Here is a 17,038-nt window from a genome sequence, read left to right as displayed (position 1 = left end):
ATGCCGATGCGGACGCCGATGCGGACGCCGATGCTGATGCCGACGCGGATGCTGATGCCGATGCCGATGCGGACGCCGACGCCGACGCCGACCTCGAAGCCTTCGACGACCTCGCTACCGGCGAAGTAACCATCAAACCCGTAACATCCAACACCGGCCTGGCCGATATGCGCGTGTTCACCCTGTTGGGTGTCGGCGGCATCATTCTGGGCGATCACACCAAGCAGCAGGAGTTCTCGGTTGCCGAGGGTTCCAGCGGAACGCTGAACCTGCAGTTTGCCCAGGCCGACCTGGTCTCGCTGTTGGGCGGTGGCTTCACTGCGACGCTGGAAGTGAGCGACGGTGCCGGTGGATGGTTGCCCGTGCAGCAAGGCAGCAACGGTTCGGGCTTGCTCGACCTGTTGGGGCTGTTCGGACAAAGCTCCAGCGCCAAAATCGAAGGCCTGGAAGCCGGGCAGTATCGCTTTACCCTCAAGCTCGACCCCAACCTGGTCAGCGTTGGTGCAGGGGCCACGGCCAAGTTGAGCGTCACCAATGACAGCCTCACCGACTTCACCGGGGAAGCAGGGCCGGATGTCACCGGCAACGTCATCACCGACCCGGGCATTGGCGGTAAACCGGATGAACCGGGAACCGGCGGGCCAGTGAAGGTGCAGGTCGAGGTCAACGGCGAATTCGTTGATGCCGACGCCACCACCGGCACGGTGCTGCAGGGCCAATATGGTCAGCTGACCATCTTCGCCAACGGCGAGTACAAGTACACCCCGAACGGCGATGTCGCCAGCATCGGCAAGGTGGATGCCTTCGAGTATCACCTGGTCAATGGTGCCGGTGCTTCCGCCTCGGCAACCTTGTATGTGCGTATCGACAGCACGAGTGTCAACGTGGACTGGAGCGCTACCGATCCATCTGCGCCCGGCGTGATCAACACGGTTGCCAATGATGACCTGGGTTCGGCACAGATCGACATCGTCAACCTGGTCACCCAGGCCGACCTGGCGACCCTGAGCTACAACCTGGCACTGCTCGGCAGCAGTACGGGTACGGGTGCCGAGATCAACGTTGCCACGGGCACGACCGCAGAGCTTGCGATCAACGTCACCGTCACCGGCATTGCGTTGTTGCCAGGCACGACCGTCAATCTGCAGAAGTTCATCGGTAACGAATGGGTCACGCAGCAGACCACTACCCAGGCGAACCACACGTTCCAAGGGTTGGATGCCGGGACCTATCGCGTGACCGGGACGACCGGTGCCGTGCTGTCGCTGAGTGCGCTGCACATTGCGCAGAAGCTCACTACCACCTCCCTCACGGAGTTCGTGACCGGTGCAATGAGCAATGCGACTGGCAACCTGCTGTCCGACAGCTTGTCCGGGCCGGATGTCCTCGGTTCGCCGCTGACGGTACTCAGTGTGCTGGTCAACGGGGTCTATGTGATTCCTGGGCAAACGGGGACGAAAATCAACGGTGACCACGGCACATTGACCGTTTTTGCCGATGGTAAGTACGTCTACACCCCGCATGCCGGGCTGACGCTGGACGAGATTGGCCAGGTGGATAAATTCACCTACAAGCTCACCACGCCAACCGGCCAGGAAGACACCGCCGACCTCTACGTGCGCATCGACTCGCCGGATCGCGACCTGGTCTGGGACGACGCCAACCCGGGTGCGCCAGCCACTGAAGGTGCCGGCATTGCCGCTGCCCACAGTGCGGTGGACCAGGCGGCGGATGACGGCGCCAACGTTGACGGCGATCACCACGATGCCGTGGTGGCCGACGACACCGACTTCACCCATGTCGATGCTGGCGCGGGTGCAGACGGGTTGTTGTGGGAAGGCGGCGATGCAGCCATCAACCTCACCGACCTGATTGGCACAGTCAGCGGGGTGCACAGCATCGACCTGAACGATGTCAGCGCCGTCGACCTGACCCTGAGCCTCGAAGACCTGGTGTCCATCACCGGGCCTGAGTCGGATCGCTTGATGATCCAGGGCGACGATCAGGACAGCGTGCACCTGACAGGTGACTGGAGCGCCGGTGCGACCCAGGTAGAGAACGGTCTTGAGTACGTGATCTACACCAGTCCGGAAGATGAAACCCATCAGCTCTGGGTACAGAGCGGCATCAGCGTGGTGTAACGCCACCCCTGCCGGCCGGGCCGCAAGGCCCGGTTTTCCCTACCAACGGTAATGCAGCGATGGGCCGTGACGTCAGTCACGGTCCGTTGTTGTACTCATCAGGTTTGACAACAGTCAGGTGACTAGCAGTGAGGCAAAAGAGTTTGGCCAAGCAGCTGTCTGCCGTAATTCTGGCAGTCGCAATGATCGCGCCCGAGCGTGCGCCGGTCATGGCAGCGTCGTATATCGACGATGAAGAACGCGTCAACATCATCAGCCCGAGCAACCTGGGCACACATTTACCCGGCGGGCCAACGGGCGTCAGCGCACCGGTGGCACCCGAGCACGTCATACCGAGCAACCTTGACCTGACACGCGCCATTCAACTGGCGGTGGAATGGCACCCGGCAATTTCCGAGGCGATCGGCCAGCTGTACCAACAAAACGAGAACGTGAACATCGCCCGTTCCGGTTATTACCCGCAAGTCAGCGGTGGCTTCAACTCCGGCTACGACAGCGGCCTGAGGGGCAACGGCCAGAGCCGTGCGTTTTCGTTGTCGGCGTCGCAGATGCTCTATGACTTCGGCAAGGTCTCAAGTTCTGTCGACAGTGCGCTGGCACGGGTCAGTGCCAGCCAGGCATCGGTGTTGCTGTCGATCGATCAGGTGGCGCGCGATACCTCGTTCGCCGTGATCGAACTGCAGCGCTCGCAGTTGCTGGTGCAACTGGCTCGCGAGCAAATCGACGGCATTTCGGCGATTGCAGAGCTGGCCAAAAAGCGCAGCGACATGGGCGCCAGCACCCGTTCGGACCTGATCCAGGCCCGCTCGCGGGTCGAGGCCTCGGTGGCGACGCAATTGCAATTCACCGCGCAATTCAATCGCTGGCGCAGCACGTTGAGCAGCCTGCTTGGGTCGCAGGCGCCAGTGAGCGTGGCGAATGGTTTTCCGGCAAGCCTGGAGCAATCCTGCGTGGGCGTGGTACCCGATACGGCAGTCACGCCGACCCTGCTGATCGCCCAGGCGCAGCGTGTCGATGCGCTGGCGCTGATTGCACAAGCCCGCGCCGAGGCGTTGCCGACCGTGTCGCTGGACCCGTCCATCACGCACTACCTGGACAACAACGACGACAGCAACGTCCCCGGCGGCCGCGACCGTACCCGTTATGGCGTATTTCTCAACGTGAAAATGCCGCTGTATCAGGGCGGCGCAATCACCGCCCGCAAATCCGCCGCGCAACAGGCCCTGCGTTCCGCCGATGCCGCCAACGACGCCGCGCGCCTTGCGGTTCGCCAGGGGTTGCTGGAAGCGCGGGATCAAATCTCAAGCCTCAGCCAGCGGCTATCCACCCTGGATTTTCGTGAGCGCAGCATCTCCGAAACCCGCGACCTGTATCGCCAGCAGTACCTCGAACTGGGCACACGGCCGTTGCTCGACCTGCTGAATGCCGAGCAGGAAATTCACCAGGCACGCATGGACCGGGAAAACACCGCCGCTGACCTGCGCCGCCTGAAAATCGATTGCCTCTACAACACGGGCGCACTGCGCACGGCGTTCCACCTGGACAACAGCACCCTGCAAGGTGTGGAGATTCGGCCATGAATGATGCTGTGATGCTTGCGGACGAAACCAACGCAGTACAAACCCCGCTGAACCCGGCGCCCGCAGTGGATTATGACGTGTGGCTGGAGGCCGTCCTGAGCGTGGCCCGGCATTACCGCCTGGAATGCTCGGCCCAAAGCGTGCGCATCGCCGCACAATGGACCGAAGGCGCTTCGGTGGAAGAGGTGGTACGGCAGATGGCCCGCCAGGCGGGGTTGAACTGCGTGATTGCCGACTTCAGCGAAACCACGCTGATGCAGCGCCAATTACCGGTGGTGCTGCAATTTGCCGACGGCCAGGTGGGTGTGCTCGAAACCCTCGGCGACGGCGACAACCTGGGCATCGCCTACAGCGGCGACGGCGGCCTGCAAAGCCGGCTCACCCGCCAGTACCTGTTGGAGCAAGCGCGCAAGAGCGTGATTCTGCGACCCATGGCGGCAGTGCGTGACCGGCGTGTCGACGACTATATCAAGCCTTACGAGAAGGCGTGGTTCAAAAACATCGTGCTGCGCGACCTGCGGCCCTATGGCTATGTGATGCTCGCGTCGCTGGTCACCAGCGTGCTGGGGTTGGCTGGGGTACTGTTTTCGATGCAGGTGTACGACCGGGTGATCCCGGCCGAATCCATGCCCACCCTGTATGTGCTGTTTGGCGGGGTGATGCTGGCGCTGGTGTTTGATTTCATCATGCGCATCACCCGTGTGCGCATCACCGACATGCTCGGCAAACGCGCGGATCTGCGCGTTTCCGACCTGGTGTTCGGGCATGCCATTCGCTTGCGTAACAGCGCCCGGCCGAAGTCCACCGGCTCGTTCATTTCGCAGCTCAAGGAGCTGGAGCAACTGCGTGAGCTGATCACCTCCAGCACCGCCACGGCGCTGGCCGATCTGCCGTTCTTCCTGCTGTTTCTGGTGATCTACTGGTTGATCGCCGGCCCGCTGGTGGCGGTGCCAATGGTGGCTGTGCTGTTCCTGATAGTGCCCGGGCTGTTGGCGCAGAAAAAACTCGCGGCACTGGCGAATGAGTCGATGCGTGAAAGCTCGTTGCGCAGCGCCATGCTGGTGGAGACCATACAAGGCCTGGACGACATCAAGGCGTTGCAGGCCGAACAGCGCTTCCAGCAACAATGGAACCACTACAACGCCACCTGCGGCGACGCCAGCCTGCGCCTGCGCATGCTCACCAACAAACTGGTGGCCTGGAGCAACAATGTGCAGGGCTCGGTGTTTGCCGTGGTGGTGGTGTTCGGTGCGCCCATGGTCATGGCCAGCGACATGACCACCGGTAGCCTTGTCGCGGCGTCGATCCTGGCGTCGCGGATGATGGCGCCGATGTCCCAGATCACCCAGGTGCTGACGCGCTGGCAGCAGGCCAAGGTTGCGCTGCAAGGCCTGAACCGGATCATGGAATTGCCGGTGGACCATCCCGAGGGCAGCAAGCGCGTGCACCTGCCGGTGATCAAAGGCCAATACGCGCTGAGCCAGGCCACATTCCAGTATTCCGACGATGCCCCCGTACCGGCGCTGCGTGTGGCCGACCTGAAGATCCAGCCGGGCGAGCGCATCGCGATTCTGGGGCGTAACGGCGCGGGTAAATCCACGCTGTTGCAGGCATTGGCCGGGATGCTCGACCTCAAGGCTGGCACCATCAGCCTGGATAGCGTTGCCCTCAGCCACATCGACCCCGCCGACGTGCGCCGCGATGTGGGGCTGATGACACAAAACTCGCGGCTGTTCCACGGCACGCTGCGCGACAACCTGATCATGGGGGCGCCGCATGCCAGCGATCAGGAAATCCTCCAGGCCCTGGCGCTGACCGGTGCGAGCGACTTCATCGGCAAGTTCGCCGACGGCCTGGACCACATGATCCTGGAAGGTGGCCTGGGCCTGTCGGGCGGGCAGCGTCAGTCGCTGCTGCTGTCGCGGCTGATGATTCGCCAGCCGCATATCGTGTTGCTCGACGAGCCCACCGCGTCCCTGGATGAAGCGACCGAGCGCCAGTTGATCCACAACCTCGACCGCTGGGCAGCCCACCGCACGCTGATTATCGCCACGCACCGCATGAGTGTATTGAGCCTGGTGAATCGGGTGATCGTGGTCGACAACGGCCAGATCATCGTCGATGACAGCAAAGCCAACGCGATTGCGCGCCTGTCCAAACCGAAGGGGAAAACCCAGTGAAAAGCCCTGCGCCGAAAACCATACCCCTGCTCGCCACCGAAGACGAAGGCGCCCGGCATACCCACGACGGCGTGGATGAACGCACCGTGGTGCGCGCCACGCGCGTGGTGGGCTGGGTGTTTGTCATGCTGATTGCGTTTGGTGCCTGGGCCTACTTTTTTGAAGTGGACGAAGTCTCGACGGGCAGCGGCAAAGTCATCCCGACCTCGCGTGAGCAAATCATCCAGTCGCTGGAAGGCGGCATCGTCACGGAATTGAATGTGGGGGAGGGCGATATCGTCAAAAATGGCCAGACGTTGGCCAGGCTTGACCCGACCAAGACCGAATCCAACTTTGATGAAAGTGCCGCCAAGTACCGGGCGTCGCTGGCCAGCGTCGCGCGTTTGCAGGCCGAGGTAGACGGTAAACCGTTACTGTTCCCCCCGGAACTTGAGCGTTACCCCGCACTGGTGCGCGCCGAAACCGACCTGTTCAACACTCGGCGCAAGGGCCTCGAAGAATCGTTGGCCGGCGTGCGTTCGTCGCTCGGGCTGGTGCGTAGCGAGCTGGAAATCACCGAAAACCTGGCCAAGGTCGGCGCCGCCAGCAACGTTGAGGTGTTGCGCCTCAAGCGCCAAAAGGCCGAGCTGGAGTTGAAACTGACCCAGGCCCGCTCCGAGTATATGGTGCGGGCCGGTGAGGACCTGGCGAAGGTCAATGCCGACGTTGAGACGCTGTCGTCAGTCATGCGCGGGCGCTCCGACTCGGTGACCCGCCTGACCCTGCGCTCGCCGGTGCGCGGTATCGTCAAGGGGATCGAGGTCACCACCATCGGCGGGGTTATCCCGCCCAACGGGCGCCTGATGCAGATTGTGCCCCTGGATGAGCAGTTGTTGATCGAGGCGCGTATCTCCCCGCGAGACATCGCCTTTATCCATCCCGACCAGGTGGCCAAGGTCAAGATCACCGCCTACGACTACGCCATTTATGGCGGCATGGACGGCAAGGTCGTGACCATTTCTCCGGACACTATCCAGGACGAGGTCAAGCCAGAAGTTTTTTACTACCGAGTGTTCATCCGCACCGACGCTGACACCTTGAAAAACAAGGCCGGCAAGTCGTTTTCGATTGTGCCTGGGATGATTGCCTCGGTGGATATCAAGACCGGCCAGAAAACCGTGCTCGACTATTTGATCAAGCCCATGAACCGTGCGCGGGAGGCCTTGCGCGAGCGTTAGGCGAGGTGGCTGTGGCCAGGTTTGCGTTGTGGTGGATGCTGTTGTGGGCCGGCGTGCCGGGCGCGTGGGCCCTGAGTGAGGGTTCGACACCGTTGCTTTGGAACACCCCGGCCAACCAGTCGACCTGCAACCAGGTCGACTCTGCACTCTGGGTCGAGTTGGCCGGGGGCGATGAGTGCATTCGCTATTTTTCCGGGGCGGTGCTGAGCCATGCGCCCGTGGTGATCGTGATGTTTCATGGCGACCGCAACGTGGAAATGCACCGCTCGCCCGAGTCGATCCGTGGCAATACCCTGGCCGCCAAGGCCAGGCAGGCCAAGGCCCTGAGCCGGCGTGCGGGCGTACCGGTGGTGATTGTGGCGCGACCTGGCACCTACGGTTCCAGCGGCAACCATGGGCAGCGGCGCCAGGCGCGGGAATTCATTGTGCTGGACGCTGCGCTCAACGAGCTGCGCAAGCGTTACGGCATCGGGCAGTTTGTGTTGCTGGGGCACAGCGGCGGCGCCACGGTGGCCGCGGCGTTGTTGACCTTGGGGCGTACCGATGTGAAGTGTGCGGTGATGACTTCCGGCGCGTTTGCCCTGGTGCAGCGCGCGCAGATGTTGCGTCAAAGCAAAGGCCTGCCTTCGCGTCCGGGACGCGACACCAATGGTTTATTGCACCCCTACGATCCCCTGGAGCACCTGGCCGGCATTGCCGTTGCGCCTGCGCGGCAGTTGTTCGTGATTGGCAGCGTGGACGACCAGGTAACCCCATTTGTGTTGCAGGAGCGTTTTTACCAGGCGTTGATTCGCGCCGGGCATCAGGCGCAGTTGGTCAAGGCGCAGGGTGTGCCTGCGATGTTTCACCAACTGCGCAATGACATTGGCCTGAAGACAGCAGCGGGCTGCGCGGGCTAACCCGCCGGCACCGCCTGTTCGGTCGTGTTCAGCCAATCACAGATCTGCGACAACCCGGTACCACCGGAGCTTTTCACCAGTACCCAATCCCCCGCCTGGAACCACTGGCCGGGGTGGCGCGCCAACGCCTGGCCTAATGCCGTGGCATCCTCGAACCACTGCACTGACAGCTCACTGCGCAGCACCCGGTACACCTCACGCATCAGCGGCCCGCACAGCACCAAATGCCGGGGCGCCGCCGCGCGCAGCGAGTCAGCCAGTTCCAGGTGGTAGCGCTGGGCGTCGGGGCCCAGCTCCAGCATGTCGCCCAACACTACTACCCGGTGCCGCGAGGCCACGGGCAGGTCGGCCATCGAGCGCAAGGCCGCAGCCATCGAGCCGGGGTTGGCGTTGTACGCATCGTTGATCAGCTGGAAATGCCCGTCGGTGCATTTGATCGAGCGGATATTGCCGCGACCTTCCACCGGTTGGAAGCCGGTCAGCACTTCCAGTGCCTGGTCGGCGTCAAGCCCCGCGGCGAACAGCGACGCCAGCACCCCCAGCGCGTTGAGCACCATGTGTCGGCCGCGAGCACTCAGGCTGAAATCCAGCCGTTGCGTGTCACGTTGCGCGGTGACGTAGACCCGGTCGGCCTCGCTGCACACGTCGAGCAGGCGCACATCGGCATCGGCGTGTTCGCCATAGCTGGTCACGTGCAAGCGCGCGACTTCGGCGGCCTGGGCGAACACCTCGTAGTGCGGCATATCGCGGCACAGCACCGCGTGCCCACCCGGTGCCATCGAGCGGAAGATCGCGCTCTTTTTACGCGCCAGGTTTTCCAGGGTGCCATGGTATTCCAGGTGCGCCGGAGCCAGCCCGGTCACGATAGCAATGTGTGGGCGCACCAGCTCCGAGTTAATCGGCATGCGGCCCACGGCCATTTCCAATACCCAGAATTTGGCCGGCCGGGGCATGCTCGCCAGGTTCCAGGCGATCCCATGGGGCAGGTTGGCGTTGGCCTCGGTGTGGCCCACTTCGCCCCAGTGTTTCAGGGCGTGGCCGAGCATGGCGACCACGGTGGTTTTACCGAAGCTGCCGGTGACGCCGAACACCTGGCCAGTGAATCGCTGCCTGGCGTATCGACCCATTTGCAGCATGGCCTCGCTGGTATCGGCGACCTGTAACACCGGCAGGCCGCTGTCCAGGTAGGGCGTCGGGTCTACACACAAGAACGCCGAGGGGCGCCGCTCAGGACTGGCCTGGGCCCAGCGCAGCGCTGACTGCACTTCGTTCGGTCCCACCTTGCTGGGGTGCCGATTGAGCATGCGCTGGGGTTTGAAAAACTGCATGGAGGGCGTCAAACCCGACGTGTACCAACCGGGCGGCGGCTGTTTGGCCCAGGTGCCGTGTGTCACCCGAGCCAGGGTGTTGGCGTCCCAGACCCAGCCGAGGGGCGCTGCGTCCTGGGCCAGGCTCACTTGCGGCGCGCCGTCGAGCAGGTAGCGGTGGTAGGCAATCAGCCCCGAGAGGTAATGCTCCACGTCGTCGATGCGCACCCTGAACGCGTGGTGACGGATAAAAAACGAACCGGCAATGCGCGCAGGATTGGCGAAATACATCGCCGTTTCCGGCCAGAAATACCCGTTGAACAGATAGCGCGCACGATGATGCAGGGCGCGGTAAAACGCGTGCAGGTCGATCTCGGTGAGCAGGTGGCGCAATTGCGCTTGCTGGGCGATGCGTTCGAGCATCTGCTGCGCAGCCATCATCAATTCCAGTAGCGTCGGAAAGGTGGTGATGCGCTGTTGCACGAACCCCAGATAACCGGCGACGTTATTCAGGCCGAAGCGGAAATACTTTTCGTCAGGTCGGTAGCGGGTCAGTTCGTTCACGCAATAGCTGAGCCAGTGATCGTGCTCGCGCCAGTGCTGTTTTTCGATGAAGTAGTCGAAGGCTTTTTCCACCACGGTTAACCAGCGCTCATCGCCGGTGAGGCCGTAGAGGCGGATCAACCCGAACGCGGCCTCGCCGTCGTAGTAGATGATCCGGAACGCCTCTTTGACGGTAAGGTCACGGCCATGCAAGACGTGCACGAAGGCGCCGGTGGTCGCGTCCTGCATCCAGGCCATGCCATTGGCCAGGGCTTCCAGCACGGGTAGATAGTGGCGGGTGCCGGTGACTTCGCTGTATTTGACCAGCGCCAACAAACACACGGCATTGCCGCCCAGTTTGATCTCGTCACCGGTGTCCAGCAGATACGCCGCCACACTGCCGTCGGGCAGCGCGTAGGACTTGATCAGTTCCTGGGTAAGGTAGGCCAGCGAGCGGTCGATGGCGGATTTAAGCGCCTCGTCGCCGGTCAGTGCCCAGGCCTCGATCATCGAATAGGTGGTACTGGCGTGGCGCAGGGTGTTGTAGTTTTTTATCGCCCGGTCAAAGCATGGGAAGTAGCCGTAGACGAACTGGCCGCCGCCCTGCACCTGAGTGCTCAGGTAGCTTGCGGCGCTGATGATGCTCGCCTTTACCATGCCGGGCTCCAGCGCTGCGAGGGTGCGCCAGCCGGTTTCTGTCGGGCCAGGGTTCAACGGGTGGGGCACGCCGTCTTCGGCACAAAAAACGCCCTTGGTGTCGAACAGGAACACGGGGGTCTCGGGTTCAAGTGTGGCGATCAGGTCGGCTGTATTGAGCCCGGTAAAACGGCGCCTGGCGTACACCGAAAAATTGCCGGCATTGAAGGTCGCGTGATTGATAGCGTTGCCGCCATACAGGATCGCGTTGGCGTTCAGTTCCTTTTCGGTGATCGCGATGTGCAGCGCCGCATCGAAGGCGATGCCGCGCCGGAAGTAATTACGCTTGTGGCGCTTGAAGCGCGCGTTGAGTTCGGCCCAGGTGATGGCGGTTACGTTGATCGCGCATTCGACGCGTATCCATGAACGTTCGACGATGTTGCCTGACTGCGCGCGGTCTCGTTCATAGGCACCCTGCAAGCGCTGCATACCGGTTTGCCAGGCGGCTTCGAAGTTATCTGCCGTGATATGAAAAACATGCGCGCGCTGGGTGCCGTCGCTCATGGAGAAAAACAAGGTACAGGGCTGCGCGGTGTCTGATGATACAGCAGGCCCATTCATTTCTTTGCTTAGATGAGCATAACAAGCAAGCCATTGCTGTTTCACAGGCATAGTTCATCACCAGTTTTTAACTTGGAGAGGGTGGCGCGCAGTGTTCATGATTAAACTGCGCGCCAGCTGATAAATAAGCAGAAAGTTATGCCGCACAGTTTTATAAAGGCAAATTAACCAGGCTTATATATCAAGAGCAGAGCGATGAATCCTCTTTCTCCGGCTCCAGCACGGAGGGCGGGACTTGGCTCTCGTATTGCTGGAGATGGTCACGAATCAGCTTGCGAATAACCTGAGAAATAGTAAGGTCAACTTCCTCGGACAGCGACTCCAGACGCTGCTTGGTCGGGAAGTCGATGAGAATGGTCAGACGTGTTGTTTTTTCAGGCATTTTCTTGATCCTTTTACAAAAGCGCGGTCTCGACTGCCGCGTGCAGTAAGTGCTGGAAGACGTGTGGAGTCCTTAGAACAAACCAATGGGGTATTCAACTGATTCATTGGAGTCTAATTCAAATCGCTGCGCGTTTTCCATCAATGTGCAGTGAAGGTTGCGATTATGTGAAGTTCTGCACCTTCTCCGTACCTCTTATTATCATCGGGTTATAATGCTATGAGATTCGAGTATAGACGGGTTACAAGAAAGCTATCTCAAACTGTAGGGGGTGTCAAAAGTCAATCTTATCTATAACTAAAGTAGTGGTTGTACTGTTTGGTGAGTTTGATTATGTATTTTGCGCATTACGTCATGAGATTTTTTCAAGAACTTGGTGCTCACAATATTCTGTCACAAAATACTAATTGATTGTTTTCGAATATCAAGGGTTGTTGTCACGAATAACAGCGATTGTTATTGGAAGAGGGGCAGGGAGATGCTGCTTTTATCAGAAGGGCGCGACGGTCGTCGTTGAGGTAAAAGGGGCCAGGGCGACCCCTTTCCAGGAGGTGGGATCAGGCAAACACAAAATACTTACGCACCGTCTCGACCACTTCCCACGTCCCCTTCATCCCCGGCTCCACCACAAAGATATCCCCGGCCCGCAAATGGATCGGCTCCAGGCCGTCCGGGGTGATCACGCAGTAGCCTTCCTGGAAGTGACAGTATTCCCACTTCACATATTCCACCCGCCATTTGCCCGGGGTGCAGATCCAGGTGCCCATGATCTTGCTGCCGTCCTCGCTGGTGTAGGCGTTGAGGTTGACGGTGTGCGGGTCGCCTTCGAGTTTTTCCCATTTGCAGGCGTCCAGCACCGGCAGTGGATGGGTGTCGCGCAGAACGGTGATTGGCTTGGACATGATGATTCCGAGGCAGTGGAAGGGAAGTCCGAACCCTATCGCCTTGGGCGGCCCGCCAGTGGTCTGGACTCGACATCGGGATGCCCAGAAGCGCAGTCATTTGCACAGCCGTGAGTCACCGCCAACCCCTGTGGGAGCCGGGCTTGCCCGCGATGGCGGAGTGTCAGGCGATGGAAGGGCACGCTGTGCCGACCTCATCGCGGGCAAGCCCGGCTCCCACAGGGGATATTTGTTGTTTGAAGGATTGAGTCGGTACGAAATATCTGTGCGCCAATCAGCCATTTCCTCGCAGTAAGTGCGAAAGATTTCCTACTTTGCGCTGGAATTCGCAAGAATATTTACAGCCGGCCCTCGTATCATTCACCCCAGTAACGACCGAGAGCCTTGAAATGAATCCAATAAAAACGTGGTGGGACATCAGCCCGCCCTTGAGCACCGCGACCCCGACCTGGCCGGGTGATACGCCGTTTCAGGAAGAGCGGGTCTGGCAGTTCGGCCCCGAGTGCCCGGTGAATGTCGGGCGCATCACCCTGTCGCCCCACACCGGCGCCCATGTGGACGCGCCGTTGCACTACAGCGCGGACGGCGCGCCGATTGGCGAAGTGTCTCTGGATGTGTACATGGGCCCGTGCCGGGTGCTGCATTGCCTGGGCAGCGGCGCGCTGGTGCAGCCGCATCAGTTGGAAGGCCGCCTGGAAAACCTGCCGGAGCGTGTACTGTTGCGCACTTATCAACAGGCACCGCTGGATGCCTGGGATTCGAATTTCACCGCCGTCGCCCCGCAAACGGTCGAGTTGCTGTTCAGCCTCGGTGTGCGCCTGATCGGTATCGACACACCGTCCCTGGATCCGCAGCAGTCCAAGACCATGGACTCCCACAACGCCGTCGCCCGGCATGGCATGGCGATTCTCGAAGGCATCGTCCTCGACGACGTGCCGGAGGGAGATTACGAGTTGATCGCGCTGCCGCTGCGTTTTGCCAACCTCGATGCCAGCCCGGTACGAGCCATTCTCCGCCCGCTCAAGGAGCCCACGCGATGAGCCAGTGTCCTTTCTCCCCTGACTACCAGCCGCCGGAAGAATGGCATAACGCCGAGCTGAATTTTTCCGAGTCCATGAGCTACGGCGACTACCTGGACCTGGGCAAAGTGCTCAGCGCCCAGCACCCGCTGTCGCCGGACCACAACGAGATGCTGTTCATCATCCAGCACCAGACCTCGGAGCTGTGGATGAAGTTGATGCTCCACGAACTCAAGGCCGCCCGCGAACACGTGCGCCTGGGTGAGCTGCCGCCGGCGTTCAAGATGCTGGCGCGGGTGTCGCGGATCTTTGACCAACTGGTGCACGCCTGGGCGGTACTGGCGACCATGACGCCGTCGGAGTACAAGTCGATCCGCCCGTACCTGGGGCAGTCGTCGGGTTTCCAGTCGTTCCAGTACCGGGAAATCGAATTCATCCTCGGCAACAAAAGCGCGGCGCTGTTGCGGCCTCACGCCCACCGGCCGGAGTTGTTGAAGGAGCTGCAGGTGGCGATTGCCACGCCGTCGCTGTATGACGAAGCGATCAACCTGATGACCAAGGCCGGGCTGGCGATCGACCCCAAGCGCGCCGAACGCGACCCGACGGCGCCAACGGTTCACGATGATTCCGTGGAGGCGGCGTGGCGCGAGGTTTATCGCGATCCGAGCCGGTATTGGGACCTGTACCAATTGGCCGAAAAGTTTATCGACCTGGAGGATTCGTTCCGCCAATGGCGCTTCCGCCATGTCACCACGGTGGAGCGGATCATTGGCTTCCAGCCTGGTACGGGCGGCACCGAAGGCGTGGGTTACCTGCGCAAGATGCTCGACACCGTATTGTTCCCCGAGCTGTGGCGAGTGCGTTCTACGCTGTAATCAAGGCCCAACAAAAAGCCCCGGTACTCATCAGTACCGGGGCTTTTCATTTGGAATACGATCAAAATGTGGGAGCGGGCTTGCTCGCGAAAGCGGTGGGTCAGTCAATATATCAGGTGACTGACACGACGCCTTCGCGAGCAAGCCCGCTCCCACACAAGCCCGCTCCCACATGGGTTATTGCGCTGTTACTGCCTTCGCGTTGTTCAACCGCAACCGGTACGCCACATAGATAATCCCGACCCAAACCGGGATCGCATACACCGACGCCCGTACACCTGGAATCGCCAGCATCACGCAGATGATCATCAGCATGAACGCCAGGCACAGGTAGTTGCTGAACGGGAACCAGAAGGTCTTGAACGACGGCACCACGCCTTGCTCGCCTATGGCCTTGCGGAACTTGATGTGGGTCAGGCTGATCAGCGCCCAGTTGATCATCAACGAGGCAACCACCAGCGCAAATAACAGCTCCAGTGCGTCATGCGGCGCGACGTAGTTGATCACCACACACAGCAGCGTCACCAGGGCGGAGATGCCCAGGGCACGCAGCGGCACGCCTTGCTTGTTCAACTTCATCAGCGCTTTCGGCGCGTCGCCTTGCTCGGCCAGGCCGAACAGCATGCGGCTGTTGCAGTACACGCCGCTGTTGTACACCGACAGTGCCGCGGTCAGGACCACGAAGTTGAGGATGTGGGCGGCGGTGTCGTTACCGATCAAGGAAAAGATCTGCACGAACGGACTGCCGCTGTAGGCATCGCCCGACGCGCCGAGGGTTTGCAGCAGTTGATCCCATGGGTACAACGACAGCAGCACGGTAAGGGCGCCGACGTAGAAAATCAGGATTCGGTACACCACCTGGTTGATCGCCTTCGGGATCACCTTGCGTGGCTCGCTGGCTTCGGCGGCGGTAATACCCACCAGCTCCAGGCCGCCGAACGAGAACATGATGAACGCCATGGACATCAACAGCCCCATGCCGCCATTCGGGAAGAACCCGCCGTGGCTCCACAGGTTGCTCACCGAGGCTTGCGGGCCGCCGGTGCCGCTGAACAGCAGGTAGCAGCCGAGCACGATCATGCCGACAATCGCCACCACCTTGATGATCGCGAACCAGAACTCGGTCTCACCGAAGAACTTCACGTTGAGGGTGTTGATCAGGTTGACCAGCACAAAGAACACCACCGCACTGACCCAGGTCGGAATTTCCGGCCACCAGAACTGGATGTACTTGCCCACCGCTGTCAGCTCGGCCATGCCCACCAGCACGTAGAGTACCCAGTAGTTCCAGCCGGCGAGGAAGCCTGCGTAACCGCCCCAGTACTTGTGGGCGAAGTGGCTGAAGGAGCCGGCCACCGGTTCCTCGACGATCATTTCGCCCAGCTGGCGCATGATCAGGAACGCGATGAACCCGGCTACCGCATAGCCCAGGATCATCGACGGCCCCGCCGACTTGAGCACGCCCGCCGAGCCGAGGAACAGCCCGGTCCCGATCGCCCCTCCCAAGGCAATCAGCTGAATATGCCGGTTCTTCAGGCCACGCTTGAGGCCCACCGGGTTAACCATGTCATCCGCCATTAACATTCCCTTCTACTTGTTTTTTTCAGGGTTGATCGCACACCGAACCAGCCCCTCAAACCGCTGAGGGGTCAGATATTACTCTCGGTAAACTTTTCGTAATACAGCTGAACGCCATCAAGTGCCTGATCCAGCAGCCATTGTTTGATGGATTCGACCATCGGAGGGGGGCCGCAGACGTACATATCTGCCGATTGATCCCGCAATTCGGCCAGGTCGAAATGCTCGGTGAGGTAGCCGCGTTTGCCGGCCCAGTCCGAAGGTGGGTCGCTGAGTACCTCGGTGTAGCGAAACCCCGGGATCGTATCGGCGTAGGCTTTTATGCGTGTTGCCTCGCATAAATCGGCCGCACCCCGCACGCCGTAATACAGGTGCACCGGCTGTTGGCAGGTGCTGGCGGCCAGGTCATCGAGCATGCCCAGCAGCGCGGATAAGCCGGTGCCGCCGGCAACCAGCACCAGCGGTTGGGTGACGTGCCTGAGGTAGAAGGCCCCCAGTGGCGCTTCCAGCAGCAGTTCATCACCGACCTGGCAGCGTTCGCGGATGTAGTTGCTCATCACGCCATCGGGCAGCAGGCGGATCAGGAACTGCAACTGATTGCCCGGGCGGTTGGCGAAAGAGTAGGAGCGCCAACTGTCGGTGCCGGGAATCGACAGGCGGGCATATTGGCCCGGCAAAAAGTCCAATGGGTGTTCAAGCTGCAGGTGCAGGATCGCGGTGCTGGCCGAGACCTGTTGCACTTGGCTCACCGTACTGCGGATTTGTACTGGCCCTGGCGCGTTGCACAGGCTGGAATCAAAATCGAAATAAAACGCCGCGTCGGATTGGACCCGGGTCTGGCAGCTGAGCATTTTGCGTTGTTGCAGGTCGAGGCTGGAGAGGGCTTCCTCGTCTACGTAGTCCTGAGTGAAATCGCCGGACTCGCAGCGGCCCTGGCAAGTGCCGCATACGCCTTCGCGGCAGTCGAGCGGGATCTTGATGCCGTTGCGCAACGCCGCATCCAACAGGATCTCATTGGCGCCCACCGGGAAAAACAGGGTCTTGCCGTCGGCAAAACTGAAGGCCACTTTGTGATTCATTCGCAGAACTCCGCGAGTTTGATTTTCTATGCCTGCGATTTACCTGTGGCGAGGGAGCTTGCTCCCGCTGGGCTGCGCA

Annotated in this window: 12 protein-coding genes; 7 read left to right on the top strand and 5 right to left on the bottom strand. The window is 61.0% G+C overall.

Annotated elements, in window-relative coordinates; translation table 11 throughout:
- The 5 genes from HX811_RS20030 to HX811_RS20010 form a co-directional block, all read left to right on the top strand.
- The coding region (locus HX811_RS20030) for a BapA/Bap/LapF family large adhesin (protein WP_256344448.1) at positions 1–2,141 on the top strand (2,141 nt) is incomplete at its 5' end.
- A gap of 182 nt (positions 2,142–2,323) precedes the next feature.
- Positions 2,324–3,721, top strand: a complete 1,398-nt coding sequence (locus HX811_RS20025) for a TolC family outer membrane protein (protein ID WP_173406114.1) — start codon at positions 2,324–2,326, stop codon at positions 3,719–3,721.
- The gene (locus HX811_RS20020; RefSeq protein WP_177047053.1) at positions 3,718–5,901 is read left to right on the top strand and encodes a type I secretion system permease/ATPase; all 2,184 of its coding nucleotides are present in this window, start codon (positions 3,718–3,720) and stop codon (positions 5,899–5,901) included. Before HX811_RS20025 ends, HX811_RS20020 begins: the two co-directional genes overlap by 4 nt.
- A 26-nt stretch (positions 5,902–5,927) precedes the next feature.
- Complete coding sequence (locus HX811_RS20015) at positions 5,928–7,118, top strand: HlyD family efflux transporter periplasmic adaptor subunit (RefSeq protein ID WP_087693464.1); 1,191 nt, start codon at positions 5,928–5,930, stop codon at positions 7,116–7,118.
- Between the two features lie 35 nt (positions 7,119–7,153).
- Entirely contained in the window at positions 7,154–8,017 is an 864-nt protein-coding gene (locus HX811_RS20010) for a S9 family peptidase (protein ID WP_102605610.1), read from the top strand.
- Here the strand turns inward: HX811_RS20010 and HX811_RS20005 are convergent.
- From HX811_RS20005 to HX811_RS19995, 3 genes are all read right to left on the bottom strand, one after another.
- Positions 8,014–11,067 carry a UDP-N-acetylmuramoyl-tripeptide--D-alanyl-D-alanine ligase gene (locus HX811_RS20005; RefSeq protein ID WP_177047052.1) on the bottom strand — a complete coding sequence of 1,018 codons (3,054 nt, stop codon included), beginning with the start codon at positions 11,065–11,067 and terminating at the stop codon, positions 8,014–8,016. The two genes, HX811_RS20010 and HX811_RS20005, sit on opposite strands and share 4 nt — an antisense overlap.
- A gap of 238 nt (positions 11,068–11,305) precedes the next feature.
- Positions 11,306–11,506: a hypothetical protein gene (locus HX811_RS20000; RefSeq protein ID WP_003212332.1), complete on the bottom strand. Its 201-nt coding sequence runs from the start codon at positions 11,504–11,506 to the stop codon at positions 11,306–11,308.
- Positions 11,507–12,063: 557 nt separating this feature from the next.
- The gene (locus HX811_RS19995; protein ID WP_003212331.1) at positions 12,064–12,408 is read right to left on the bottom strand and encodes a cupin domain-containing protein; all 345 of its coding nucleotides are present in this window, start codon (positions 12,406–12,408) and stop codon (positions 12,064–12,066) included.
- Positions 12,409–12,797: 389 nt separating this feature from the next.
- Between HX811_RS19995 and kynB the strand changes: the two genes are divergently transcribed.
- Together kynB and kynA are read left to right on the top strand one after the other, a co-directional pair.
- Positions 12,798–13,448: an arylformamidase gene (gene kynB / locus HX811_RS19990; RefSeq protein ID WP_087693454.1), complete on the top strand. Its 651-nt coding sequence runs from the start codon at positions 12,798–12,800 to the stop codon at positions 13,446–13,448.
- Positions 13,445–14,302, top strand: a complete 858-nt coding sequence (gene kynA / locus HX811_RS19985) for a tryptophan 2,3-dioxygenase (protein ID WP_008436669.1) — start codon at positions 13,445–13,447, stop codon at positions 14,300–14,302. Before kynB ends, kynA begins: the two co-directional genes overlap by 4 nt.
- Before the next feature lie 177 nt (positions 14,303–14,479).
- Here kynA and HX811_RS19980 read toward each other — a convergent pair whose 3' ends face one another.
- Positions 14,480–15,880, bottom strand: a complete 1,401-nt coding sequence (locus HX811_RS19980; protein ID WP_177047051.1) for an amino acid permease — start codon at positions 15,878–15,880, stop codon at positions 14,480–14,482.
- Between the two features lie 71 nt (positions 15,881–15,951).
- Positions 15,952–16,959: an anthranilate 1,2-dioxygenase electron transfer component AntC gene (gene antC / locus HX811_RS19975; protein WP_102605607.1), complete on the bottom strand. Its 1,008-nt coding sequence runs from the start codon at positions 16,957–16,959 to the stop codon at positions 15,952–15,954.
- Positions 16,960–17,038: the final 79 nt, after the last annotated feature.

This window comes from Pseudomonas sp. F8002, assembly GCF_013385495.1.
Lineage (GTDB): Bacteria > Pseudomonadota > Gammaproteobacteria > Pseudomonadales > Pseudomonadaceae > Aquipseudomonas.
The sequence above is the reverse complement of the archived record's forward strand: the minus strand, read 5'-3'. Positions and strand labels throughout refer to the sequence as shown.